Source organism: Desulfatiglans parachlorophenolica, assembly GCF_055394735.1.
Map to the genome: position 1 here is coordinate 4302514 of NZ_AP042460.1, position 24405 is coordinate 4326918.

Below are 24405 nucleotides of genomic sequence, written 5' to 3' on the forward strand. Positions count from 1 at the left end.
CAAGCCGAAAATTTATTGACCTCTGCACGGCTGCCGAAAGGACACGTAAGTTCCCCGCCCTGTTCCGCCGCGTTCCAGATAACCGAGAGCCGTTTCCATATGGGTCAACACATCCCGTGCGTCGGGTTCTCCTTGCTGGGTGATGCGGGCCGCGGTCGCCGTGTCGATTTCCGGGTAACGCAACAGATGTTGAATGATGAGAAGCCGTTCCAGCGATAGCAGATGCCCTCGATCCGATTCTTCAGCCACAAACATCCGGAAAGGGGCCGAAAGCCGGGATGCCCGAAAAATAACGCGTACCGCGTTGCCTTCGTCAAGAATCGTGGGCGGCTCTTTGCCTTCCATCAAAAGGGCCTGATACATCCTCCGTACGCCAAGATTGCTCCGATTCACGAGCCGGAGGCGGGTCAAGGCATCCACAAGCGCGGGATTTCGGGGAACGGGCTCGTGGCGGAGGATGTTCTCCGGCGTAATTCCGCCTGGCAGCCCGCCGGGGTGGCCGGTGAGCCGCCCGAGAGCAGGGCGTCGCGCAAGTCCGCAATCTTGACCGAGAGCTTGGTGAGCCCGGAGAGCACCCCCTGCAAGGCGTGTATGAAGTCCTGGTCCAGGTTGTCCAGCATCGTCGCCGCGGGAGTTCCTCTCAGGCGGGATTCCGCGCCCGGCTTGAAGTTGCAGTGCGGGCAGACCGGCGAGGCTTCCAGTTCCTGCTCGGTAGGTGCAAAGCAACTCTTCAATCCGGCGAGCCGGTTCTGGAAATCTGACAGGTACTGGCGCGGCATCAGGTCGATGGTGGAGAGCTTCTGGAGGTTCTTGAGCCGCTCGTCGCCCCTGAGCTGAGCCTTGCGCTTGTCCTCGTTCACGCCGAGTCGCGCTTTGGCGTGCATGGAAAGGTAGGCCAGTCGGTAGGCCATTTTGAGGTTGCCAAGCTTGCGCTGGGTCTGCTGACGGAATACTGAAACGCTCCGCTTGGCCGGATCGCCGATCTGGGCTAAGACCTCGTCTCGCGCCGCTTTCATTATGTCGATCCAATCGTGACCGGTGGGCAGGACCGCCTCGGCGGTGGAGAGGTACGAGGCCGTGGATCCGAGGTCGACCACCAGTTCCTCGAGCGACTTGATCTCGGCAAGGGATTCGAGCCCACTCCGCTGGGCGGTTACTTCCGAGGCGTCATAGCGGAAGTTCTTGAGCTTGCCGGTCGTGGTGTAGGCTTGCAGGGATTCTAGGAAGGTCTTGGTTTCGTCCAGTTTCCCGCGCAGCTTCTTCATGGCCAGGGACAGGGTCTTGAGAACCTCGCGCTTTTCCACCGCGCTGACCCGCTCGAAAGTGTCGATGTAGTCCGGATGCACGGGGAAGAGGCGCACGAACTCGTCCATGCGCTCGTTCATGCGGCCGTAGAACTTGGCGAAAGGTGTCAGGTACTCCCGGATTTTCACCTGCTGGTCGGCGGTCTTCTTGAGCAGACGCTCGGCCACCACGAACTTGACGTCCTTGCGGGCGATGAGGATTTGCTCGAAGCGGTCCTTCACCCGGCGGATGCTGTCGGCTACAAAGGAAAAACGCGGCCTGTCGAAAATGGCTTCCTGAACGCCGGCGATGAAGCGGAACCGCAGGTCCTTGCAGACCTCGCCGATCTCGCGCAGGAAGTTGAGATCGAGAATGAGTTCCTGATCCTTGCGGGTGCGCAGGTAGTCGAGCAGTTCGTCCACCACCAGGAGCAGACCGTGGTCGGGATGCTCCTGGTGGAAGGCGGTCATCATCTCTTCGAAGGAACGTTTGTTGTTGGACACCTTGTCTGCGGGCGGGAAGGAATAAGACACGCCCATTGCGGTCAGGTGCTCCTCCAGTTCGGCCACGAGGATGTTGCGCAGGGACATGGTGGTCGCGCCGATCTCGGTCCGGACCACCTTGAAGCGCCCGCTGATCTTGCCCGCGGCGCTGGCCACGCTCTTGTCGTTCAGATACGTTGCGAGATCGCCGTTTTCAGCCAGAGCAGAGATCACGGACATGAGGTGAGATTTACCGGTGCCGTAGTTGCCGACGACCAGCAGCCCCTTGTTGTCTATGGGCTGGTCGAACTGAAGCTGAGGAACGACAAGACTGATCAGCTTTTCGGCCATCTCTTCGGAGATGACATAGGTCTGGACAAGCTGCCGGGCAGCAGCGGCCTCGTCGGTGTCCCGTAGCTGGACCACGGACTCGATAGGCTCGAATTGGATCAGGTCTCCGTATTTCATCGCGTCTGCCCTCCTGCGCTTTCGTTCCTTTTCTTCATGCAACGGCCTCCGGGTTCACTACCAGGAAATCTCGTAAGGGATATCGTTTGTATTCAGGGTGGTCCGACGTCGCATAGACCATGTGCTCTCCGTCGATGGAGCCGCTCCAGGCCGCGACCACCGTTTTGTTCCGGGAGAGCCCCTGCAGGAGCCGCAACGGGTCCTGCTCGAGCGAGACATCGAAGAGGACCTCGACGTTGTCCAGAAGAACCACATCGGCTGTGGATGCGCCCACGATCTCCGCGAGGAGCCTGGGCAACTGCAGCGCCCGCTGGCGCTCGGTGAGGTCGAGCATGCGCCGGGAAAGTTCGAGGTTGACGTTGACCAGCGGAGCCATCGTGCGCTCATGGACATCCTGGAGCGCGGCGGTCTTGCCCGCACCGGCCGGGGCCACCAGCATGACAAGACGGTGGTACAGCTCGGCAGCGTGGCCGATTCTTCGTATGATTCTGTCGGCGAGTGGTTCCGCCATTAGCGATCTCCTCCTGAACCCGGCTCGTTCGCTCGCGTTTCTTCAAGCCAGTGGTCAATGGCTCCTTTCCGGAAACGCCAGTGCCGGCCGATTTTCTGGGAGGGGATCTTGCCTTCCCGAACGAGCTTGTAGAGCGTCGATTTCGGTATCTATAGGTAGGCGGATAACTCTTCGATGGTTAGAACATAGCCTTGTTTTTCTTCCATCAAGTGCACCTCTCTGGCCTCAAGGCAAAATTCAACCCAGGATGCATTGTAGCAGTCACGTAATTTACAGTTATTGACAGTAGCTGTCAAATGCTCTTAGGAGCGCAGATGGGAAAATCAGCCCCGGATTCCGCTGGTTAGCGCTCTTGAATGTTCCAGTCCAGCGATCCCTCACCAAATAGGGCCAGGCCGGGAGTTCGGCACCGTTTGTCCGAACGGTGACCAGTACGCGGCGGTAGAGGCAGGGACCGTCCGGGGTGGAACCCCTCCAGTCGGTCAATGGCCGGAAGGCGGGTCTCGGGATCGTCGAAGGTGAGTAGCTCCCCATACATTGGGGCTCAGGGGGCGCCTGTGCCCTTCTTTGGAAGCCGGTCGGGGGTTGGCTCGGGATAGGACATGCGGGCCGTCGCGTGCGCTTGTGTGGCCACGTCGGCAAGTGGATTGGTGGTCCCGACGGCGAGGATGTCTTCTTCCGGGACCTGCAGGACCGGGATTCCGGAGGGTGTCTCGAAGAGGCGGCCCCGGACCAGAGCGTCCTCCACCGTCAGGACGCCCCGGCAGAAGCGGTCGTCGTTCCAGAAACCGCGCTTCAGGGTGCCGTAGACAAAGAGCCGCAACAATTGTGGATTGTGGATTGCGGATTTTCGAAACAGTGAGTATTCGAAACAGATTCTTTTCAATCCGCAATCGCCAATCCGAAATCCGAAATCATATTGTCCACCTCGGCGAAGCGCCGCATTTTCCAGCGGCGTAAGAGGTAATCGGCGTTGTAGAGGGTGCCGTTGTGGGTTCCGATCACCTCCCCGGCGCGGATCGGGTGGTTGTTGCTGTTGACCCGCTCGTCCCCTCGGGTGCGCCAACGGGTATGGCCGAGCAGGAGCGAGGCGCGATTGTCCATGGAGGCAAGGAGTTCGGCGAAGGCCTTATCCGTGACGAACCGCTTGGCCGTCACCGGGCGCTTGAAGAGCCGGTGGCCGCTTTTGCAGGATTACCGGTTGGGAGGTGTTTTATTGATGGAAGTTTAACAGGTTAGGCCCATGGCCCGGGTGCTGTCCAGTTTGTGGGGCTTTGTTTGCCGGAAGAAAGGACCGCGACGATGGGCGATAGGAAGCTGTCCACCGAGGCCGCGATTTCTCTGAACGAAACCGGAATGTGATCCTGCCCGAGCCTTTTCCTGAACGCCGCCCACTGGATCTGTTTGTTCTCGACGAAAGGTTCATAGAACGCATCTATTTCCGCGGGCAACTCCGTGCCGCGCCGTTCAAAAGTCAGGCGAACGGCCTCGGTCAGTCTTGGACCGTCAAAATCGAACTGTCGAGACAATAACCAGATGTCATAGAAATCCTTCATCCTGCTGTTCAGCATACCCAACTTGACCATCGCTTCGAACTTTTCCGCTATAGAGGTTTCGCGACTGTAGCAGAGCAACCTTGGCGCCGGGGAATTCAGCATGGTCGGTAGATCCAATTTTTCCGGCTCCGGATAAACGATGTCACCAAAGCCGATGTCAATCTGCATATTGATTCTCGCTGAGCCCAATGCGCCAAGGAACCGAATCCTGATCCCTTCGTAATCCGCATCTGCGTTAATCCGTTCGGCTTGAATGGAAGCAGGATCGAAGGCCAGCCCGTCCGTTTCAATATCCACAGTCAATATGTCATGGACCTGCGCGACGATGTCTGTCTCCTCGTTGTTCGTTCTTCCCAGCATGTCAATGTCCATGGTCGGACGAAGTTCTGGGGAACGCCAGACCCTCAACATCAGAGCCCCTTTGAGAATGAATCGGTCGACGTGAACCGATTGGGACAGCCGGTAGAGGAATCGCTCCATGGCATAATATTGAAGCAACTCGTTAAATGGTCTATGGCCACTTCTGGCACGATTGCGGAAGATTTCTTCAGGTCTTTCTTTCATGTTGGGCTCCAGACAAAACGTTTCCACTTATTTTTAAGTGATAACAGTATGTCTGGTCATTGCTGAACATTCAAGGAAAATTAAGATTTCATCGGCCGTCGTTGGAGTTCGCCCGGCACCTACAACGGTCTCCGTTTTTACGGCCGTTTCCGCTGTCTGGTAATCCGTTTGCGCCGGACCCACTGGTCCGGCTTTCGGCAGATACCTGCCAGAGGTATGTTCGAAACGTCGAAGCGGGTGCCCGGATGCAACCGGGCTGTTAAAGAAGGCGACTCGAAAAACGGAGAACGGGAGAATTCGGGAAGGACATTTTCGGAGAGCGCGCGAAACCCGCAGGGTTGCATCCGGCCCCCGGACCGCGGGCTTCGAAACGGAGAATCGGGAAGGATGTGAAAGGTGGCGTAAGTGGGCGTGGACACGCCAGAAACGACAACACCCCGAGGGGATCACCCCACGGGGGCTTGCGTTAAACAAGAACCGCTGAAATCAGCGGATTTAAAACTGGCTCCCCGAGCGTAACCCTTTTCATAACCATTCTCCATTCGGTTTTTGATCAGCAACAATAATATATTCAAGGGATTATCCGATAAAAGCCGTTATTGGCGGACTGGAAACGATGTTGAATCACATTTCCGGTCAACCAGGAGCAAAAGTCCGATATCAAAGCATTTGTCAGAGGTCGGTTTCATATATGTCATAGCCCTTAGGTTTTGAACTGCTGAGGATTCCTCGGTGATTCCCTTTTAGATGAGAATAGGGGGAAACTGCTAACCGGTGCCAAACATAATGTTTTTACCGGCAGCTATTGCATAAAATGCAACAGTTGCCGGTGGTTTCATTTCGCTCATTTTTTCCAAAGTCTTACCGTGAAGAGTTCGCCATCCTCGATCAGATCGGGCGCTGTCCCATTATGTTTCTGCATCTCTTTGACGATTTTACGAGGCACCCCCATGCCCATGTGTTCAAGATAACCATAGTCTCTCATTACATCCTTGAGCAATTGGTTTCGGGCTGCACGGCAACCTGTTAGCATTCGCTGGGGGGTGATGCCGTTAGGAAGACGTCCTGGGGAAATCACCTCCAATCGATCCTCGTAGATAGACAACTCCACTGTCGTACCAGACAGAAGGTAGTCCCGATGCACCAGGGCGTTTACGATGGCCTCCCTGACCGCTTCTTCCGGATATGTCCATTTCTGTTCGAGTCTCGCGCCGGCGGCAAGTGAGGAAGCGACCCCGGTATTCCTCCTTACGAATTCAACAGCCTGTTCAACAAGTCCATTTTCAACAATGCCTTCATCTCCAAGAAGGGCCGTCATCGGGCCCCGGATTGATAAACGTTCCTTCGCGGCATAATCTTTTTCCTTGCCGGGATAAGCGACTGCATCAATTCCAGCTTGAGGCAAAAAGCGATTCGGATTGGCACAGAATAGCAATAGACCTGCTACAGTTGCTGGTCTGCAATCGACATCTTCGATCAGGAATTCTGTGTTCACAAGAAGTGTACACCATTGGTTTTTAATATCTCCCAGCAATGGCTCGCCTGGTGGAACAGCTTGTTGCCGGACCCTCTCGAAATAGTCGCGGAGCCGACGGTAATCGAAATCGGCCATAGATGAGCCGGATACGCCGCGCACCTCCAAGCGGAAGGCGCCTCTTTGTTGGAACAATCGCTCCAATTCTTCGGCACTAGCTTCTCGGCTCAGAGTGCCCACACGGATATAGTAGGTACGGTGATTGTTATGCCACATGTGATGTACCGCCCAGCCTCGATCGACTTGAACGACTGCAATATCTTTGCCCGGTTCCACATCTCGGATGATCTCGAAAAAAGGGATCAATTCAGGGCGAATCTTATCCCTGCAGACGGTCATGATCCACTCTTCCAGGCGCTCCCTGGTTAAACCCGCAATGCTACCATCATCATCCACGCCCAAGATTACCCTGCCACCAAAATGGTTAGCAAATGCAACAAGTTCCTTGGCCATTGCCCGGTTGTCGATGGTATCGCGCTTGAACTCCACTCCGGAGTTTTCGCCATTTTTGATCAGTTCTAAAAGCTCTGTCTTAGTCATCTCGCTATTCCTAAATTTTCTAAAATCCGTATTTTAGGCGACGCATCTCAAAGGCATCCTTGCCGCCCTCGAGTATCTCTTCAACCATTTCGCGGACCGCCTGTGTGTCGATGGAGCCCATGTGTTCCTGAGGCATCTTGGCTTTACCCTGGCCCGCCTCGCCATAAGCTGTCAACCCCACGATTAATTCGGCGTCCGCTAAAACAGGGATGTTGGCATTATGGGTGGCAAAAATGAATTGACGACGACGTTTTTCTTCACGCATTTTCGGAACGATGCCATCGGAAATGAAGCGATTGTCCAGATCGTCTTCAGGTTGGTCCACGACCAAAGGTGCATTTGACTCAAGCAATAAAAGAAGAAGAACCGCCGTCGCTTTCTGGCCTGTGGAAAGATCCTCCAGGGCCTGCCACATGGGGGGCTGATTGTCAGCGGCCACATTCAATTTGATGGCTGTGGTCGGCGGTAATTCCAGCTCCTCGATTTGCATGATGGCATCGGGCTTTGCCTGGGCAATACGTTCGGCTTGGCTGGAGGGAATTCCGAATTGACGGGAAAGCGTTTCCCGGCCACCCCTGCACGCTGATGCGAAAATCGGCAATGAAAAATCCGCACGCTTTGTCAATGTCTCGATCGCTTCGGATAATCGACCACCGATTTGATCACGTAGGAGTTGAAACAACGGCTCCCGGTTGCCGCCCGCAGCCACATCGACCAAAACACGTCCCTCGAGTTTCTTACTGACTTTCTTCGCGGCGCGCTCAATTTTCCGGAACTCCTCGGCCTTGACATCCTCCCATTCGGAGAGCAAATTGCGTCGCTCCGACTCATGTGCCTGCATATCGCGCGTCAACAGAGTCTGTCTTTCCTTCAGCGGACGAAGCTCTTCAATCTGCCGTCGCAGGCGGATGAATTCTTCGCCATCGATTTTGGATTTCTGCAGGTCACGCAAGATAGTCTCGTAAGCTTTCATGACCGCGATTTTCCGTTCCTCACAGCGCTTACGAATCTCGCCCAATCCGGTCTGCGATCTTTCAATCGCTTGTTTTATTTCTTCAGCGATTCGCTTCATCTCTTCGGCCAATTGATTCAATATGCCGTTTGCTCTACTCAAGATATCCTTCCCCGGCAAATCGGCGAGGGCTTTTTCAGAAAGAAATGCGATATCGATGGGCAGTGAATTATTGAGGTGACTGAGCAACTCCTTGAAGGGCGCTATGCGTTCCTCCGCAGTCTTTAGCACCCGTTCTTCCCGCACAAGCAGGCTTTGCTCCTTCAATTTTTCCTCAAGCCCGGCATCCTGAAAGCGGCGCAACGTTTCTTCAAGCGCCGGTAGAGAGGCCAAGCGTTCCTCAATTTGGGCAAGTTCCTTTAGCGTTTCAAGCAGGCGCGTGCGCGAACGCTCCAATTGTCGGCGAACGCTGCTTTTTCGTTTTGCGATGTCGGTATCATGCTCAATAAAACGGCCCAGAAGCCGGGTCAGTTTATCCCGGCTTTTCGTGAGTTCTGAAATCTCGTGCTGCCCGTATATTTCAGTCTGGGGGACTACATCCGTGGGTGTCAGATTGAGAACGTTACCGGTCTCGTCTTTTACAACCGGTGGATTGGGAATCGTCCGTTCAATCAGGTAATGACGCTTATCAGGGTGATAAGATCGAATCAGCATGGATATCTTTGTACCGCTTTTCAGGACCTGCCGGATAATGCCGCTATGGGATTTGAGGGCCTCCTCGCCAAGAGGCTCCATGCCGAGAACATAACGGATGCTTTCGACGATCGTCGATTTTCCGGTACCCCGTCCACCAATGAGTACATTGAGGTTCTCATTGAGATGAATGGCCGCGCCATCCAAAAAGCCGCCCTGCCAGGTCATGGCGATAAACTCGGTATGCTCTTCCGGGGATGGGTCACTGGCCAGGCGTATCCTGGAAACCGGATCGAGAAAGGCTTGCCTCAATCCTTCCAGTGTAACATTTGACATCTTAATCCAGCAGGACGAACCGGGCTTTTCCAAATCCTCCGGACTGGAGACATCCTGCGCGTTGATCACCGCTACCGGTCGATCACGACGATAGTCTGGATTTTTGTTTTGTATGATCGGCCGCATACCATCGGGGGCGTCATTAACCTGGCCTGGCAACGCACAGGCCAACATGTGCGGCCAGGTCCATGCATTTACCCTTGGTTGCCCGGAAAGCCGATGTAAGAGCCCTCCTTCGCTGGCGACATGAGCCGCGATACAAATACTTCCCCAGCATTCGTGGGATTCTTTCAAAAACTCAATCACATCGTACTTTCCTGCCGGGGAGACGGTTTCATCGCCATGAATGCCGCAATCCCCAAGGATACGTTCCAGGGAATGGACATCCTTGGAGGGGTCAAACAGGCAAAGCAGGTGCACGCCGTCCTTGCTGACCGCTTCAAAGCCTGGAAATACAATAATGCCCGCGGCCTGCGCAGCCTTGATGAGCGACTGTGCCGACCGGACGCGATAATGGTCTGTGATCCCAATAGCTTCGATACCGATTCGGCGGCATGCGTCAATGATCGCCGCATTGTAATCCGCTTCATTGCTGAAGGCCGTCGGCTTGTTGTGACGCACAAGATACTCAAACGGATTGACCTGCAGCGCGCAGCGATAAAATCGAGCGCCGGAAGGCAAGTTTTGGGCATCCTCAATTGTATTTAAAGTACTCATGTCTCAATCCTCTCGATCAAATTGGCGCGCCTGTGTCACGCAAAATGGCAACAATCTCGGCTTTCACTTTGTTCGGAATCTCAGCAGCTTGCGTAATAGGCACATACTTAAATGTTGTCAGATCAAAAGGCACTTTATCATTCCGGTTGCGTGGTTCGAAAAGGAAAATAAGGCGATTCTTTTCATGGTGTTTGAGAGCGAAACCTGCCTCGACAAAAACATTGGGGCGTTGCCCGGTCAAATCGCAGATGATAATATCAGATGATCTAATGGCATCGTACATACGGTTATGAATCGGGAATGCACCGCCTTCTTCCGTACCCATATCGATCAAATCAAGCCGAACCCCATGGTCCCGTTCGATGGCCGTAAGCGTTTCCTGCAACTGCTGTAAACGCAAGTTTGCCTTGTTAAAGGCGTTATGCTTTGCCTCTTGGGATGGATACCAGCGCGCGAGAAATACCCGTTTGGGTACCCGCTGTTGAGCAGCCTTGAAGGTTTCCAGAAGTTGCTTGGCTGGAGAAAGCGGATCAAGCAGGCTGGTAATTCCCTCTGCACCAAGCCATAGGCCGATGCGATCCAACAAACCCACGGCGGCATTCACTCGTTCGTCGTGGGTATTCCCGGTGCTCCCACGCCAGACGCGGGCGGCCAATTCCAGAAAAGCGTAAGTCTGGCAGAGTGAGGGGTGCTGGAATGTTAACCGGGTCAATATGTCGGCCAGAGCTGCAAAAAGCTCATCGGCAAAGGTGGTCAGAGCTGCGCGGTTTCCTGTAATTGTCGGCTCCATTTGAATCAGATTCCGTGCCGCTTCCCATAGCGAACTCAATGGACGAACACCAAACCGTTGCCGGACCTGTTCAGGCAAGTTGTTCAAATGCCTGCAAAGCAGACGGGTCAGGTGCAAGTCGGGGCTGTACGCGAACTCATTGTCCGGTGTCATGGCATGGGCCGGGTCCTGCCCCAGTAAAAGCCGCAATCCGTGTTCCGATTCAAGCGTTAGGGCGGTGCTGTTGATGGTATGGAAGATCAGCGATTCGGCGTAATCGTCAGCATCATTCTCAGAGGGCCCCAACAAGATAAGACAAAAGGGGGCTAAATACTTGGTGGGAACGATTTGATCTTCCTCAAGGGTTTCGGCCATTGCCAGCCGGTGATTGCCGTCGATACGGCGAACCATTTTTTGTAGCTTGACGGCCTCCAGATCGCTGCGCTGAATCCTGATCTGTTGAACCCGTTGATGCTTGCCCGCAAATCGGCGACTGACGGCAATCAGCGCCCCTTCACCGGTTCCAACACCGATAACTCTTTCTTGCTCGGTGACGTTATTAAACTCACCACGAACGGACAGAATGATTTCCGGTATTAATCTGTTGTCGCTTTGTTCAAGGTATTTCTTGATGTCCAGAGCATGCTTTTCGTTCAATTGGCGCTGGTGGCCAACTACCCGCCCCGCCTCGGGTCCTTCATTTAGTTCATAGGGAACCGAAATCGCCGCCAAATCCCGCAAATCGGCAAAACCTCGAATGATTTTGAATATACCCAATACCCCTTCAGCGAAGTAACCTTCGAATTCGATGGTTTGGCTGACTGTGGGCATTTAAAAATCCTCCACGGAGCGATTGCCGAGGATCATTTTTTCGATCTCCTTTTTTCTTTGCATTAGCATCACATTGGCCTGCCAAATGCGTTTTAGGATCTCTTGTCGTTTTATCGCAAATTTTTGTTGGATTTCAGTCTTAATCATGGGCAGTCTGATTTCAGCGAGATTTGCATAATACATCCGCTGCTTGACACCTCCCACCCGATTGAACGCTACAAGCGCCAAGAAGTAATCTGTGCGGGTCAGCAAAGCCATGAAGCCCGGCAGATATCCGCCTTTTAGCCGCCACACCTGATATTCTGGGCTGGTAATTGCATCGTCTGGCACCTTAGGGACAATGCCAAGAGAACCGACATTGGCGCGGGTTGGGTTATGAAAGAACCAGTCTTTTTCGATTTTTTTATATGGTGCGTTAAATTTGGCGCCTCGTTGATGTGCGCTTAGGAAAACCCCTTCCTTATTATTAACGCCGTAAATAGGCCATTCCTTTTCAGGCGCCTCCCACGGCTTGACGGTTTCCGAGCATTCTTCCGTAAAGTCCCCCAGCCTCACAAAGCCAGGATTGGCAGCAATAAAAGCCGCCGCACGACCAGCCTTTGCATCCCATTGTTGGATTTCGGCGTAGTTGGCGAGAAACACCTTAGAACGGGCTACCTGTTTGAAAGAAAGGGTCTGCCTGACAAGATACGATTGGAGATCGATGACCAACTTAATCATCGCCTTTTCTGCCGATTTCTGATGTTGCCACGCCTCTTTCCAATGCGCCACAATTTCTTGTTGAACATGTAGTGAGGGGATGGGGACTTTGGCCAGCTCGAGTTGCGACGGCTGAATGCGCTTTCTTCCTGATGCACCGCTGATCATTGAATTAAGTAAAATTGTAAAAGCTTTTGTTCTAAAGAGAAGTTTTACATATTCTGGAAGCGCTCTATCAGATTTAACCGAATAGGCGGGGAACTCTGAGGTTACACACATGCACTCGATATCGTCAGGAGCTAAGCCAATTGAACCATTGCGCACATCAATCTTAGAAAAAACCACGTCTCCAGGATGAACGCGAAACAATTTTCCCTTTATATCTTTGATTTGAATCGGTTCGCGCGCCTCAATTGAGCCATCGAAACGAATAGTGAGCAACGTAACCATTGCTTCTGGAGACAATGTTTTGAGCGCTGCTTCACTCCGTCTTTTAAGAATTCGACCCAACGGCTTGATGATTTCTACAGGACAATTCCATTCAGCGGAAAATTGAGCTGCGACACTCCAAGTTGTCAAGTCTTGAAAACCAATAGAGAAAACTCTTGGGCGAATTTGATCCGCTAAGCTCATACTTCAGCTCCTATCGTCCCGGAAAAGGATTCTGGATCAGCCAGAAACTCCCGATACCACTCCAAACAACTCTTCTCGATCCCTTTCGGTTGATTCGCATTCGGATAAAGCTCGTTCTGCCCTTCCTCACCAGTGGCGGATATACCGACCTTATCTGCCTCATACATAAAAATGGGATAATCAAAACGCTCTTTTAATAGCTGTCGAGATTCGGCGGCTTTCTTCTCCTCCATATGTTTGATGTAATCTTTCAGCTCTTTTTGAAGCGATTTTCGGCTCTCGGCATCTTTATTTTCCTTTGCCTCTGCAATGGCATTTTCAAGCCGCTGGATTTCAGTCGCAATCTCGTCACCATATTTGGCTTCAATCTCCGCTTTGGCAGTCGAATAGATCTGGTCGAACTGCGCCTTTTCCTCATCGCTATATTTCTGGAGAAAAAGCAGCGAGGCTTTGACGCTGGCACCTGAAGAGATGAACGTCTCTTGCGGCAGACTGACCACAGCTTTAAGATAAGCCCGATCTTCGACAAATTGGCGCACATAGGTCAGGGAAGGATTGTTATAGACCCCTTCGGGGAGCACGATGCCCATGCGTCCCCTGGGTTTGAGCAAGTCCAGGCAGCGTTCTATAAAAAGGATTTCGGTTTTTATCTTGGATTCATTACTCTTTGGCAAGTCGAACAGACTGGCAATGGGTTTATTGATGGCGGCCTTTACCCGCGCCTGGGCTTCTTTATAAGGCTCGCCGAACTCACGCACATAGCGGCGCTCATCTGAATCCTTCACTGCAATGTCGGATTCAAGCACCTTGTCCGAGGGCTCTACGTTTGCGCCGAAGGGCGGATTAGTGAGGACAATATTGAAGCGGGTTTCAAAGATGCCGTTGACGTTTAGAAAGCCGTCATGATGATGGACCCCGCCATGACCGTCGCCGTGCATTATCATGTTCATTTTGCTGGTACGGGCCATGCGGTCGTTGGCGTCCGTGCCGAAGATGCAGCGGTTGGCCAGATTCCAGAGGCGCGAGCCTTCGTTGGATTGATCGATGGTCTGCTGGATTTCGTCGAATTTTTCCTGGAGCAGCTTGGCCCGCTTGGTGTCTGTAAGGGATTTGTCCTTTTCAACCTTTGCCCGAAAATCGTTATACTGTCTGTCGGCATCAGCCAGGATTTTTTCACGTACGATCTCAAACACGCGGATCAGAAATCCTCCGGACCCGCTGGCCGGATCACAGACCACCTCGCCCTCCTGGGGGTCGATCATGTGCACCATGAACTCCACGATGGTTCGAGGAGTAAAAAACTGACCGATTTCTCCGCGAAAAGTGCGGCCCAGAAAGCGTTCAAAAGCCACACCTTTGATATCCTCGCTGGTATCGGAAAGGTTGTATTTTTCCAGCTTACGAACAATCTCCTCACCCGTGGCCGGTTTCAGGTTGATCCGTTCATCATCGTCAAAAATTCTATCTGCGGAATAGGATTTCTTGGTCTCCTGGAATAACGTGTCCAGTGGGTTTTCGGCAATCTGCCGATTGAGCACATCCACTGTGAAGAGATTTTCCTTGCTGCGGCGGGTGAGCAGTTTGCGCTCCACATATACTTTTACAAAAAGGATCTTGGCGATTTCATCAAAGGCGGCGGCCGGGTCCTTTTTTTCGCGGTTGCGGATCACGTTGTGGCATTGGTGCAGCAGGTCGGCAAACTCTTTCTCTTTGAACACGCGCAATTTCGAGAACAACTCCTCGATTTCCTTGTCCGTGGCATCGACATGGGGGATGTTCTCGATTTCTTCAATGTATCCGGGCATCCGGTCTTTTTTGACGCGCCAGTATTTGGTTTCCCGCGAATTGTGTGTCACGAAAAAAGGTGCATGGGTCATCCGGGCATAGTGCTCTCCCTGAGCATAGTCCTGGGCCTTAATGGTCACATTGTCCGATTTGCACTCTATAATGATAAACGGCGCTTTTTGATTGGTCTTGTCCAGGGGGCTGCGCCATATCACAAAATCCGCCCGTGCCTGGGCGCTGCCGCGACCGGATACATCCATCTCCTCGGAAATCTGGTCCAGGGTGTAACCATACGCCTCGGTCAAGACGCGCAAGTATTCCTGGCGTACGCGTTCTTCAGGGGTCAGCGGCAGCCATTTCCGTCGGACAGGGCTAAAAATTTGGCTGCCTTTGACTTGGATTTCATCTGCTTTTACATAGCTTTTTTTGGCCACGCATCACTCCCAATATCGATTATAATTTGTCGTTTTCGGCATAACTGAAGTAACTGGTTCCGCCGCCAATGATAATGTGATCCTGAAACACCAAATTCAGAAGACCGGCGGCTTGCTTCAGTTCCTGCGTCGTCTTGTCATCGCCGGGGGAAGGGTTCGGATGCCCCGATGGATGGTTGTGAGCCACAACGAATGCGCTTGCCGATACACGCAAAGCTTCTTCCATCACCCGCCTTACATAGACCGTGGCTTGCGTCGGAATGCCTTCCGTAATGAGCCTTTCAGCGAGCAGGCGGTTCTGACCGTCCAGAAGGATGGATAGAAAGCATTCTTGGCGCTGGCCTTCAAATCGCGGGCGGATATAAGCAACCACCTCCGCCGAATTGCTGAAATCCTTGGGTCGGGCTGTTTGCCTGCGGGCTCTTTTGCCAATTTCAATGGCGGCTTTCAGTTGCGCCGTCTTGGCGATGCCCATGCCGGGGATGGCAAGAAGCTCCTCCACGTGAGCGCGATCGATCCCGCTGATGCCGTTAAACATGGAAATCAACTGTCGAGCCAGGTCTTCGGCGGACTGTCCTACCTTCCCAATGCGAAGCAAAACCGCCAGCAATTCCCCATCTGAGAGCCCTTCAGGCCCTATTTGGAGAAGTTTCTCCCGTGGACGTTCGGTTACAGGCCAATCCTTGATAGCTTGACGTTCAGATTTATGCGCCCCATTGGATTTAGTTTGGCCTTTAACCATTTTTGCTCCCCGAAAGATCCAACGCTCCGTCCGTCTTCATTCTTTCACAGAAAGCATCCAACTGCGCCCGGGCCAATTTTGACGGCTTGGCCTGACCATTTTCCCAGCGATTGACCGTGGCATAGCTGACCCCCAACTCGCGAGCCAAATCCTCCTGGCTGATAGCAAGCTGTCGCCGCACCTCCTTAACCAATGCCGGGTAATCCGGATGGATTGGTTTCATCACGTCATCCTTTAGAGTGATATCCAACGGTAATAATGAACTTGATTACAGATGTTATATCATCCGGTAAAATATTCGCAACCTCTTTTTGTTCGTAAAGATAAATTCGGACACCCAGATGCAACCGGGCTGTTAAACAAGACGACCCGAAAAACGGAGAACGGGAGAATTCAGCGTTCCTTTCGGGGTCCAAAAGCCATCTTCGAACTCAAAAAGCGGTGATGTACATGAAAAAGCAGGCTTTCTGGAGAATGGAGAACTTGGAAGGGAATGTCGGGAGCGGTGTAACCTTTTGTAATTACAACTCTATTAAAAACGAAGCCCCGCATCACTGATACGGGGCTCTATTCGTTAAGCAACCGGTTCGAAGAGGGTTGCATTCGTTGTTGGCTCCCCATGTGCAACCCTTTTCATAACCGTTCTCCATTCGGATGTCAATCCGAAAGCGCTTATCATTCAACGAGTTATCAAAGAGCGGGCCGTTCCCGGCGGACCGGATGCGGTGTCAAGTCATATTTCCGTGAATCCACTATGGAGATAAATCATCTTGGGTTGCCATCCCCGGAGTTCTGATTGCTCAACGAGTCGGGCCCTGGGACAGTAGGACAAAATATTGGCCCCGATGATCCTGACGGTGTCACGTCTCGACGGAATCCTGTTGACCAGCTTCCCATATCTGAATGGCCCTCGTGATCTCGGCGGGTTTCGTGGCGGCAAGCACATCCTTACGCCACTGGTCATCCCGAGCCATCCTGCTGATCAGGCCGAGCGCCTCCAAATGGCTTTCCGGCGGAGCAATGGGGGATAACAGTAGAATCATTAGCCGAACCTTCCGTCCCGCCTCTTGGTCTTGGATACCCTCTCTGCCGACGCCAATAGCCATTATAGGGCGAGATAAACCCGCTATCCGCGCATGAGGAATCACCACGTCCTCGCCCACGAACGTCCCGCCTTGTTTTTCTCGGTCGAGAACGGATTCCAATGCCGATTCCATCTGCCCCTTACCAATCTCGCGACAGGAATCGAGCAGACGCTTGATTGCATCCTCTTTTTCAATGACCTTTTCCCAAACCAGAATAGTCGTCCTCGAAAGCGCCGCACCGCCCTCACCGATGAAGTCCTTACGTGCCTTGAGTCCTTCATCCGATTCAACAGCCGGAGGGATTATTTCAGGGGATGGTCGCTCTTCCCGTATGGCCTTCGTGTCCAGAACAATGACGGTAATTCCTGCTCCCTCGGTAACCAACCGATCCAGGATACTGCCTTCCCCACGCAATCGCTTCCAGAAAGGCACCTTTTTCCCAGGGGTACCAATCACAATGTGCCCGACACGATACTCCTTGGCAAATTGGAGGATGGTCTTGACGACATCGTCGCCCTTGTAGGTGAAGACCGTTGCCCCCAATTGCTGAGCAAGGGTCAGAGTGTCGGAGAGCATCCGCTGGGTTGCCGCGTCGATGACAGTGGGTTGTTCCATGGATGTCTGCACATATACGGCATACCAGTTACGGTTCAGCCGCCCGGCCAGGCGCGACGCATAACGCAGCAAGGCCTCGCTGTTCGGTCCCCTGGAACTTAAACACACCATGACCTGATCCGGGCTTGCGGGAACATCCTCGGCCTGAGGATCGCGTCTGCGCGAATCGATTTGGGCCGCCAACTCACGAAGGGTCAGCTCACGAAGCTGTTCCAGGTTGGTCGGCTTGAAGAAATGGTCCAACGCGGTTTCAATCCGCTCCTTGGTGTAGACTTTTCCTTCCTTTAAGCGGCGCCGCAAGTCCTCGATGGTAATATCGACGTTGACAAGCTGGTCGGCTTCGGCGACCACGCGGTCGGGGATTCGCTCGCGCACCTTGACCCCCGTGGCCCGTTCGACGGTTTCATACAGGCTTTCCAAATGCTGGATGTTCAGCGTTGAGATGACGTGAATGCCCGCGGCAAGAAGCTCTTCAACATCTTGGTAGCGTTTGGCATTCCTGCTACCCGGCACGTTGGTGTGGGCCAATTCATCCACTAGGACAACGCTCGGACGTCTGGACAGGATCGCGTCGAGGTCCATCTCCTCGATCTCGATCCCGCGATAGGTGACCTTACGGCGTGGAATCACCTCCAATCCCATGATCAAGGCCTCGGTTTCCGCCCTCCCATGCGTTTCGACAAGACCGAGGGTCAGATCGATGCCATCCTCCTTGATGCGGTGACCTTCCTGGAGCATCTGGTACGTCTTACCCACCCCGGCGGCATAGCCGAGGTAGATTTTCAACCTGCCCCGCTGCGAGCGGCGGATCAGACGCAGGAAGTTGTCCGCGCGGTTTCCGTTCATCTCATTTGCCCAACCTGTCCAAGGCCATATTCACAAGCAATACGTTTACCAGCGGTTGCGGGGTAAGCATTCCCCCCGGACGGCGCGCATATCTGTCCAGCAATTCCATTATGGTTTCATTGGATAAACCTCGGGCCGCGGCGACCCTTCCCGCCTGGTATCTGGCGGCGGTAAGCGTGATGTTCGGATCGAGGCCGCTTCCCGAAGCGGTTACCAAATCTGCGGGAATAGGATCTTCGGCGGTCGCTTTGAACCTGGCGACCAGGGTCTTTGCCCTCTCGCGGAGCTCCGGATTGGTGGGTGACAAGTTACTGCCCCCCGCGGCCGCCGCGTTATAGTCAACCGCCGATGGTCGCGGCCAGAAGTACTCGGGCCGGTCAAACTTCTGGGCAACGAGCTTACTGCCGACGATTTCTCCCCGGCCATTGCTTACCAGCGACCCGTTGGCAGAATTCGGCGTCAGGGTCTGCCCAATGCCCAATACCACCAAGGGATAGATAAGACAGCAAATCACCATCGTAACAAGCACGATCCTGATCGATGTGCCCGCCTGGGTGATAAAGCCGGTTCTTTCAATCGTATCGTCCATGATCCCTCCTAAAACAATCCGGTCAAGCTCAAGGCCAGGTCGATCAACTTGATGCCGGCAAAGGGTGCGATTACACCTCCCAACCCATAGACCAGGAGGTTCCGTCTCAGGATGCTCTCCGCTCCCATGGGACGATACTTGACTCCCTTGATGGCGATGGGAATCAGAAGCGGGATGATGATGGCGTTGAAAATCAGGGCCGAAAGAATCGCGCTTCCCGGCGTCTCCAATCTCATGATATTGAGGGCCGCCAGTTGTGGAATCGCCAGCATGAACATGGCCGGGATGATGGCGAAATATTTCGCCACATCATTGGCTATGGAAAATGTCGTCAGCGCGCCCCGGGTCATGAGCAGTTGTTTTCCGATCTCGATGACCTCGATCAGCTTGGTGGGGTCGCTATCCAAATCCACCATGTTTCCGGCTTCCTTGGCCGCCTGGGTGCCGGAGTTCATGGCGACGCCGATATCCGCCTGGGCAAGCGCCGGAGCGTCGTTCGTGCCGTCTCCCATCATCGCGATCAGTCTTCCCGCGCGCTGTTCTTTCCGGATGTACTCAAGTTTGTCCTCCGGCTTAGCTTCCGCGATGTAATCATCCACACCCGCCTGCCTGGCGATAGCCGCCGCGGTTAGGGGATTGTCGCCCGTCACCATGACGACGCGCAGCCCCATGGCCCGCAGCCGCTCAAATCGATCTCGGATGCCGGGTTTCAGGACATCCGAAAGCGCGACCACTCCGAGGATGTTTTTGCCCTCGGCAACGACAATGGGCGTGCTTCCCTGGCGCGCGACATCATCTACCAGTCGCTGGGTTGCCTCGGGAATCAAGGCGCCTTGTTCACGGATATAGGCGCAAACAGCGTCGGAAGCGCCTTTGCGGTAGCTGTGGCCATCGGGCAAATCAAGGCCGCTCAAGCGTGTCTGCGCCGTGAAGGGAATGACCTTGGCTTGTGGCGATTCGCCCGGCGCTCCGGGTCCAAGAGTCCCCTCTCCAAGCCGGACAATGGATTTGCCCTCGGGTGTCTGATCTCCAAAGGATGCACACATGGCGGCCTCGGCCAACGATTCTTTCGTCACCCCGGGCAACGGATGATAGGCAGTTGCCTGGCGATCACCCATGGTGATGGTGCCGGTTTTGTCCAGAAGCAGCGTGTCGATGTCGCCGGCCAATTCCACCGCTTTGCCGCTTTTGGCCAGCACGTTGGCCGAGAGAGCGCGATCCATGCCTGCAAGCCCGATAGCCGCAAGTAAAGCACCGATGGTGGTGGGGATGAGGCAGACCAGCAGGGCGATCAACGTCGGGATCGGAAGGTCCACGCCAAAGTATCGACCGATCGGCCAAAGGGCTCCGGTCACCATCAGAAAAGCAAGTGTGAGCCCCGCCAATGTCACGGTGAGGGCAAGCTCGTTGGGGGTTTTCTGTCTGACCGCCCCCTCCACAAGGGCAATCATGCGGTCGAGAAAGGACTCGCCCGCCCCCGCGGTGATGCGAATCTTGATCCGGTCGGAAAGGACGCGCGTGCCCCCTGTGACGCCGGATCGATCACCTCCGGCTTCCCGGACCACGGGCGCGGACTCACCCGTAATCGCGGACTCATCCACGGTCGCGGCTCCCTCGATCACCTCGCCATCGCTGGGGATGGATTCACCGGCGCTAACCAACACGACATCGCCTTTACGAAGCTCGTCGGAACTCACCTGTTCCTCGACGCCATTCATCACTCTTCGGGCAAGGGTTTTGCGCCGGGTCCGTTTCAGCGTATCCGCCTGGGCCTTGCCCCGGGCCTCGGCCAAGGCCTCTGCGAAATTGGCCAAGAGCACGGTCAACCAGAGGATGGCCGTCACTGCGAATGTATAGAAGAACGCCGACTGTTCGTGAAACAGATCCACAATCAGCACAAGAGTGGTCAGCGCCGCCCCGATCTCGGTAACGAACATCACGGGATTCCGCGCCATGACCCAAGGTTTCAGCATGACCACGGATTGTTTCCCGGCGGTTCGCACCAGGTCTCTCTCAAGGATCGAGGCCCGTCGAGCCTTGCGACGGTCAAGCTTTAATTGTACGCTTTCATTTATATGATTATTCATGCTTCAACCCTCTTTTCCCATGCCCCGGCTCATAGCCCGGCCGCCAAATGCTCCGCGATCGGACCCAGGACGGCCACCGGCAGGAACAACAGCGCCCCAATGAAGACCACGCTGCCCAAAATGACCATGCCGAATAGGAAGGCGTCCGTTCGCAGGGTTCCTGTGGTTTCCGGTGCCGGTTTCTTCGCGGCCAAGGCCCCGGCGATGGCCAAGGGCAAAATGATCGGAACGAATCGGGCCAGCAGCATGATGATGCCGGTGGCCACGTTCCAGGGAACCGTGTTGTCGCCCAAGCCCTCGAAACCCGACCCGTTGTTAGCCGCCGCGGAACTGAACTCATAGAGGATTTCCGTGAACCCGTGCGCGCCGGGATTGTGCACTGTCGAGGCACCCCATGGGGTCAAGGCGAATAAGGCCGTTCCGCCCAGGATGAACAGCGGGTGAATCAGAAGCGTCAAGAGGGCGAGCTTCATCTCGCGGGTTTCAACCTTGCGATTGAAATATTCCGGTGTTCGTCCGACCATCATGCCGCAGATGAACACGCCCACGATGATGTACAGGAACATGTTGATCAAACCCACGCCAACTCCGCCAAAGGTCACGTTTAGCCACATTCCCGCCAATGGAATGAGACCGGTAAGCGGATTGAAGCTGTCGTGCATGCTGTCGACCGATCCGTTGCTCGTGGCGGTTGTGAGCGTTCCCCATAGCGGGCCGGCGGCGGAACCGAAGCGGAGTTCCTTGCCCTCGAGGTTTCCGGTTGCCTGAATCGGCAATCCGCTAAAGGCGGCTGTTGGAACGCTTTCAAAATGGACGGCGAGTCCAACCGTTCCAACCAGCAACACGCTCATAACCGCGAAGACAATAACCGCGTGTCGCATCCGGCCCGTGATGCGGCCGAACATCCACACCGATGCCATTGGAATCAGAATGATGCTCAGGCACTCGACGATGTTGGTGAAGAAAGACGGATTCTCGAAGGGATGCGCCGAGTTGGGACCAAAGAAACCGCCGCCATTGGTGCCCAATTGTTTGATAGCCACGAAAGCCGCGACCGGTCCCCTGGCGATGGTTTGCAGAACGCCTTCAAGTGTTTTGACAGTAGCTGAGCCCTGCAAGGTCATGGGAACACCGCCCAGCAGAAGAAACACCGCCACAGCCACAGCCAGTGGCGGCAACACGAGAAAGGTCGCCCGCATGAGATCGCGATAAAAGTTTCCGAGCAACGTTTTGCCGGCGAGCCCTCTGGCCAAGGCGGTCAAGGCGGCGATTCCCGTGGCGGCGGAAACGAATTGCAACCACATCAAGCCGAAAATCTGCGAAAAATAGCTTAATGAGACCTCCCCCGAATAGTGTTGAAGGTTCGTGTTCGATGTGAATGACGCCACCGTATGAAAGATTAGATCAGGTGAAAGCGCGCCCTTGACATCCGGGTTGAGGGGAAGCACCTGTTGCATCGCTAAAATCGCGAACACGACAAGGAACATGAACCCGTTGAAAAGGAGCATGGACAACACATACTCCTTCCAAGTCTGCTCCTTGGCGATAACCTTGCCCGCCGATTTTTCAAAGAGTCTCTCAGCGCCGCCACGAACACCACCGATCTTGCCGCCGGGGTTCATCGCCCAAGTCATGGCTTTACCCAGGGGCCATGACAGCAATACCGCTGTTCCAAGAATTATCGCTATGAAAACAATCCACATGATGTTTCTCCGTTAAAATCGCTCGGGGTCGATGATGGCGTAAACGAGGTACGCCATGCACAACACCAGGACGATTGCTGAAAGATAGGGCATGCCAGCCTCCTTATTTCTTGTCGCAAGCAACTGTAAGGGCCGCCAGCGCGACGAAAATGACTAATCCAAGAATCAGATACAATGCCAACAGCATGGCTACTCCTCCATTGTTTTAACCGGCTTGCTTCCTGTCGCGTCCGCTTTCAGGGGGAGCGTGAAGCGGAACGTCGACCCCTTGTCGAGCGCGCTTTCAGCGCCCACATCCCCGCCATGGGCGCGGACGATTTCCTTCACGATGGCCAGGCCCAGTCCCACACCGGAATTCTCATCCTGACCGGGCGCTCGATAAAATTGCTCAAACACATGTTTTAATTCTTCCTTCGGGATGCCCTTGCCGGTGTCTTCAACAAGGAACGCCACATGATCTTGTTCCTGCTTAGCCCTGATGGTCACCGAGCCTCCGGGGCCGGTGAATCGAAGTGCGTTTGAGAGGAGGTTCGCGAACACATGACGGATCTTTTCGGAGTCCGCCATGACTTCGGGCAAGTCGTCCGACACATCGTTCACCAGGGTCACTCCCTTATCCTTGGCATCCACGAGGAAGGGCTCCATAGCGTCGCGGACAAGGGTTCTCGGAGTGGCGAGATCGAGCGCAAGCCTCGACTTTCCGGACTCGATTCGGTTGATATCGAGCAGATCGTCAAGAATCCCCACCAGTCTTTCACTGTCATCCCTAGCGGCCATGAGGAGTTCGATCTGCTTTTCATTCAGAGATCCGATCCGTTCCTCCAACAGAAGGTGAATGGACATGCGAAGGGAGGTCAAAGGCGTCTTGAGTTGATGCGAGACGGTGGATACAACGCCGCGCTTCATTTCTTGCTGCTCATGGACTTGAGTCACGTCCTTGAGAATCAACGCCAGGCCCGTGGGCTCTCGACGCTCCGGGCCGACTGGAATCGGAACCACCATCGGCTGGAAAAAGTATTCGCGATTGTCAACGAACTGTTGGACGTAACCGTTCTTGGGGTCGCGCTCGACGATATTATCCTCGTCGAGGGCTTTCCGGGTCAGGGGAAGCAGCCAATCGTATCCAAGCTCGCCTGCTAGAACGTCGGGCTTGAGGCCGAACTGACGGTCGGCCGTTTCAGTTGAAACCTCCACTTTTCCATCGAGATCGAGCAAGGCGATGGCGGTTGGGAGAGCCTTGAAGACCTCCTCTGTCGCACGTCTTGTCCGCATCAGGTTGACCCTGTCTTCCTTGCGCACCTGCCTCAGGGCGGCCGCCATCTCATTAAAGGATTCCCAAAGCCGACCGAGCTCGTCTCTCGAGCCGCCTTCAAGAACCAGGTCAAGATTTCCGCCTCGTATTTGGTTCGTGGATTCAATCAGCCGATTGATCGGGTGTAGAATCCATCGGTGAGCGAGATAGCTGAATAGCAGCGCCAGGAACGCGGAGACCATGATTGCTGTCAACATGCGGCGATGGGCGGTATCCGCGAGGCTTCTCGCGGTGTTGCTGGCCTCGCTCATGTTCGTTTGGTTCATCAATAAAATGTCTTGTGCAATGTCCTTGATCTCGTGGAATAGCGGCTGCACGTTCGAGAAATACTCGGTCTTCCTCTCTTCGATAGATCGTCCGACCTCTGTCACAAGCGGTATGACTTTGACGTACCCTTCAAACAAGGCCTGGATTTTCTCAGCCTTTTCGCGTTCACCGGGAAGCGTTATATTGCCAAGTTGCACATGCAAGGCGTCTTGGAATTTCGTGGTGTTTTCCTCAATGAGATGTTTCCCCTCAAGTTCATTCCCGGCAAGTGTGAACAGCATGCCACTGTCCATTCGTTCCAAGGATTCCTTCATGTCCTGGCACGCCGCCACACTACGGTAGTTTTCCTTGAGGATCATTCCGATGGCCTC

The 24405-nt window shown here is 54.3% G+C and carries 20 protein-coding genes; all 20 read right to left on the bottom strand.

Translation table 11 applies throughout. The features are described from left to right. Positions 1-12 precede the first annotated feature (12 nt). Positions 13-486, bottom strand: coding sequence for an ATP-binding protein (locus ACZ500_RS19895; RefSeq protein WP_464233094.1), 474 nt, complete (start codon positions 484-486; stop codon positions 13-15). Then, positions 408-2234 carry a DUF6079 family protein gene (locus ACZ500_RS19900; protein ID WP_464229196.1) on the bottom strand — a complete coding sequence of 609 codons (1827 nt, stop codon included), beginning with the start codon at positions 2232-2234 and terminating at the stop codon, positions 408-410. The genes ACZ500_RS19895 and ACZ500_RS19900 overlap by 79 nt, the downstream gene beginning before the upstream one ends. Before the next feature lie 34 nt (positions 2235-2268). Next, positions 2269-2745: a BREX-3 system P-loop-containing protein BrxF gene (gene brxF, locus ACZ500_RS19905; RefSeq protein ID WP_464229198.1), complete on the bottom strand. Its 477-nt coding sequence runs from the start codon at positions 2743-2745 to the stop codon at positions 2269-2271. After that, positions 2745-2894, bottom strand: coding sequence for a helix-turn-helix domain-containing protein (locus ACZ500_RS19910; RefSeq protein WP_464233095.1), 150 nt, complete (start codon positions 2892-2894; stop codon positions 2745-2747). The genes brxF and ACZ500_RS19910 overlap by 1 nt, the downstream gene beginning before the upstream one ends. Positions 2895-3289: 395 nt before the next feature. Further along, complete coding sequence (locus ACZ500_RS19915; protein ID WP_464229200.1) at positions 3290-3571, bottom strand: gamma-glutamylcyclotransferase; 282 nt, start codon at positions 3569-3571, stop codon at positions 3290-3292. A 56-nt stretch (positions 3572-3627) separates the two neighbouring features. Next, a complete protein-coding gene (locus tag ACZ500_RS19920; protein WP_464229201.1) occupies positions 3628-3903 on the bottom strand; it encodes a class II glutamine amidotransferase domain-containing protein in 276 nt (91 codons plus the stop codon). 77 nt (positions 3904-3980) lie between these two features. Then, positions 3981-4865, bottom strand: a complete 885-nt coding sequence (locus tag ACZ500_RS19925) for a nucleotidyl transferase AbiEii/AbiGii toxin family protein (RefSeq protein ID WP_464229202.1) — start codon at positions 4863-4865, stop codon at positions 3981-3983. Positions 4866-5709: 844 nt separating this feature from the next. After that, positions 5710-6939, bottom strand: coding sequence for an ATP-binding protein (locus ACZ500_RS19930; protein WP_464229203.1), 1230 nt, complete (start codon positions 6937-6939; stop codon positions 5710-5712). A 19-nt stretch (positions 6940-6958) separates the two neighbouring features. Next, positions 6959-9637 carry a TrlF family AAA-like ATPase gene (locus ACZ500_RS19935; protein WP_464229204.1) on the bottom strand — a complete coding sequence of 893 codons (2679 nt, stop codon included), beginning with the start codon at positions 9635-9637 and terminating at the stop codon, positions 6959-6961. A gap of 16 nt (positions 9638-9653) precedes the next feature. Next, positions 9654-11237: a ParB N-terminal domain-containing protein gene (locus ACZ500_RS19940; RefSeq protein WP_464229205.1), complete on the bottom strand. Its 1584-nt coding sequence runs from the start codon at positions 11235-11237 to the stop codon at positions 9654-9656. After that, positions 11238-12569: a restriction endonuclease subunit S domain-containing protein gene (locus ACZ500_RS19945; RefSeq protein WP_464229206.1), complete on the bottom strand. Its 1332-nt coding sequence runs from the start codon at positions 12567-12569 to the stop codon at positions 11238-11240. Further along, positions 12566-14788 (bottom strand): N-6 DNA methylase, encoded by a 2223-nt coding sequence (locus ACZ500_RS19950; RefSeq protein ID WP_464229207.1) that lies wholly within the window; start codon positions 14786-14788, stop codon positions 12566-12568. The genes ACZ500_RS19945 and ACZ500_RS19950 overlap by 4 nt, the downstream gene beginning before the upstream one ends. A gap of 19 nt (positions 14789-14807) precedes the next feature. Beyond that, positions 14808-15530 carry a RadC family protein gene (gene radC / locus ACZ500_RS19955; protein WP_464229208.1) on the bottom strand — a complete coding sequence of 241 codons (723 nt, stop codon included), beginning with the start codon at positions 15528-15530 and terminating at the stop codon, positions 14808-14810. Continuing rightward, positions 15523-15753, bottom strand: a complete 231-nt coding sequence (locus ACZ500_RS19960; protein ID WP_464229209.1) for a helix-turn-helix domain-containing protein — start codon at positions 15751-15753, stop codon at positions 15523-15525. Before ACZ500_RS19960 ends, radC begins: the two co-directional genes overlap by 8 nt. 637 nt (positions 15754-16390) lie before the next feature. Next, positions 16391-18076, bottom strand: coding sequence for a PTS sugar transporter subunit IIA (locus ACZ500_RS19965; RefSeq protein WP_464229210.1), 1686 nt, complete (start codon positions 18074-18076; stop codon positions 16391-16393). A gap of 1 nt (position 18077) precedes the next feature. Continuing rightward, complete coding sequence (kdpC, locus tag ACZ500_RS19970) at positions 18078-18665, bottom strand: potassium-transporting ATPase subunit KdpC (RefSeq protein ID WP_464229211.1); 588 nt, start codon at positions 18663-18665, stop codon at positions 18078-18080. 8 nt (positions 18666-18673) lie between these two features. Next, positions 18674-20752, bottom strand: coding sequence for a potassium-transporting ATPase subunit KdpB (gene kdpB, locus ACZ500_RS19975; protein WP_464229212.1), 2079 nt, complete (start codon positions 20750-20752; stop codon positions 18674-18676). A gap of 29 nt (positions 20753-20781) precedes the next feature. After that, positions 20782-22455, bottom strand: a complete 1674-nt coding sequence (gene kdpA / locus ACZ500_RS19980; RefSeq protein ID WP_464229213.1) for a potassium-transporting ATPase subunit KdpA — start codon at positions 22453-22455, stop codon at positions 20782-20784. Between the two features lie 12 nt (positions 22456-22467). Further along, the gene (gene kdpF, locus ACZ500_RS19985; RefSeq protein ID WP_464233096.1) at positions 22468-22548 is read right to left on the bottom strand and encodes a K(+)-transporting ATPase subunit F; all 81 of its coding nucleotides are present in this window, start codon (positions 22546-22548) and stop codon (positions 22468-22470) included. A gap of 96 nt (positions 22549-22644) precedes the next feature. Further along, positions 22645-24393, bottom strand: a complete 1749-nt coding sequence (locus ACZ500_RS19990; RefSeq protein WP_464229215.1) for a HAMP domain-containing sensor histidine kinase — start codon at positions 24391-24393, stop codon at positions 22645-22647. Between the last annotated feature and the right edge of the window lie 12 nt (positions 24394-24405).

Excerpts from the sequence above, each read along its gene's own strand:
- ACZ500_RS19900 (WP_464229196.1), bottom strand. The coding sequence starts at position 2,234 with ATGAAATACGGAGACCTGATCCAATTCGAGCCTATCGAGTCCGTGGTC.
- brxF (WP_464229198.1), bottom strand. The coding sequence starts at position 2,745 with ATGGCGGAACCACTCGCCGACAGAATCATACGAAGAATCGGCCACGCT.
- ACZ500_RS19925 (WP_464229202.1), bottom strand. The coding sequence starts at position 4,865 with ATGAAAGAAAGACCTGAAGAAATCTTCCGCAATCGTGCCAGAAGTGGC.
- ACZ500_RS19930 (WP_464229203.1), bottom strand. The coding sequence starts at position 6,939 with ATGACTAAGACAGAGCTTTTAGAACTGATCAAAAATGGCGAAAACTCC.
- ACZ500_RS19935 (WP_464229204.1), bottom strand. The coding sequence starts at position 9,637 with ATGAGTACTTTAAATACAATTGAGGATGCCCAAAACTTGCCTTCCGGC.
- ACZ500_RS19940 (WP_464229205.1), bottom strand. The coding sequence starts at position 11,237 with ATGCCCACAGTCAGCCAAACCATCGAATTCGAAGGTTACTTCGCTGAA.
- ACZ500_RS19945 (WP_464229206.1), bottom strand. The coding sequence starts at position 12,569 with ATGAGCTTAGCGGATCAAATTCGCCCAAGAGTTTTCTCTATTGGTTTT.
- radC (WP_464229208.1), bottom strand. The coding sequence starts at position 15,530 with ATGGTTAAAGGCCAAACTAAATCCAATGGGGCGCATAAATCTGAACGT.
- ACZ500_RS19960 (WP_464229209.1), bottom strand. The coding sequence starts at position 15,753 with ATGAAACCAATCCATCCGGATTACCCGGCATTGGTTAAGGAGGTGCGG.
- ACZ500_RS19965 (WP_464229210.1), bottom strand. The coding sequence starts at position 18,076 with ATGAACGGAAACCGCGCGGACAACTTCCTGCGTCTGATCCGCCGCTCG.
- kdpC (WP_464229211.1), bottom strand. The coding sequence starts at position 18,665 with ATGGACGATACGATTGAAAGAACCGGCTTTATCACCCAGGCGGGCACA.
- kdpB (WP_464229212.1), bottom strand. The coding sequence starts at position 20,752 with ATGAATAATCATATAAATGAAAGCGTACAATTAAAGCTTGACCGTCGC.
- kdpA (WP_464229213.1), bottom strand. The coding sequence starts at position 22,455 with ATGTGGATTGTTTTCATAGCGATAATTCTTGGAACAGCGGTATTGCTG.
- kdpF (WP_464233096.1), bottom strand. The coding sequence starts at position 22,548 with ATGCCCTATCTTTCAGCAATCGTCCTGGTGTTGTGCATGGCGTACCTC.
- ACZ500_RS19990 (WP_464229215.1), bottom strand. The coding sequence starts at position 24,393 with ATGATCCTCAAGGAAAACTACCGTAGTGTGGCGGCGTGCCAGGACATG.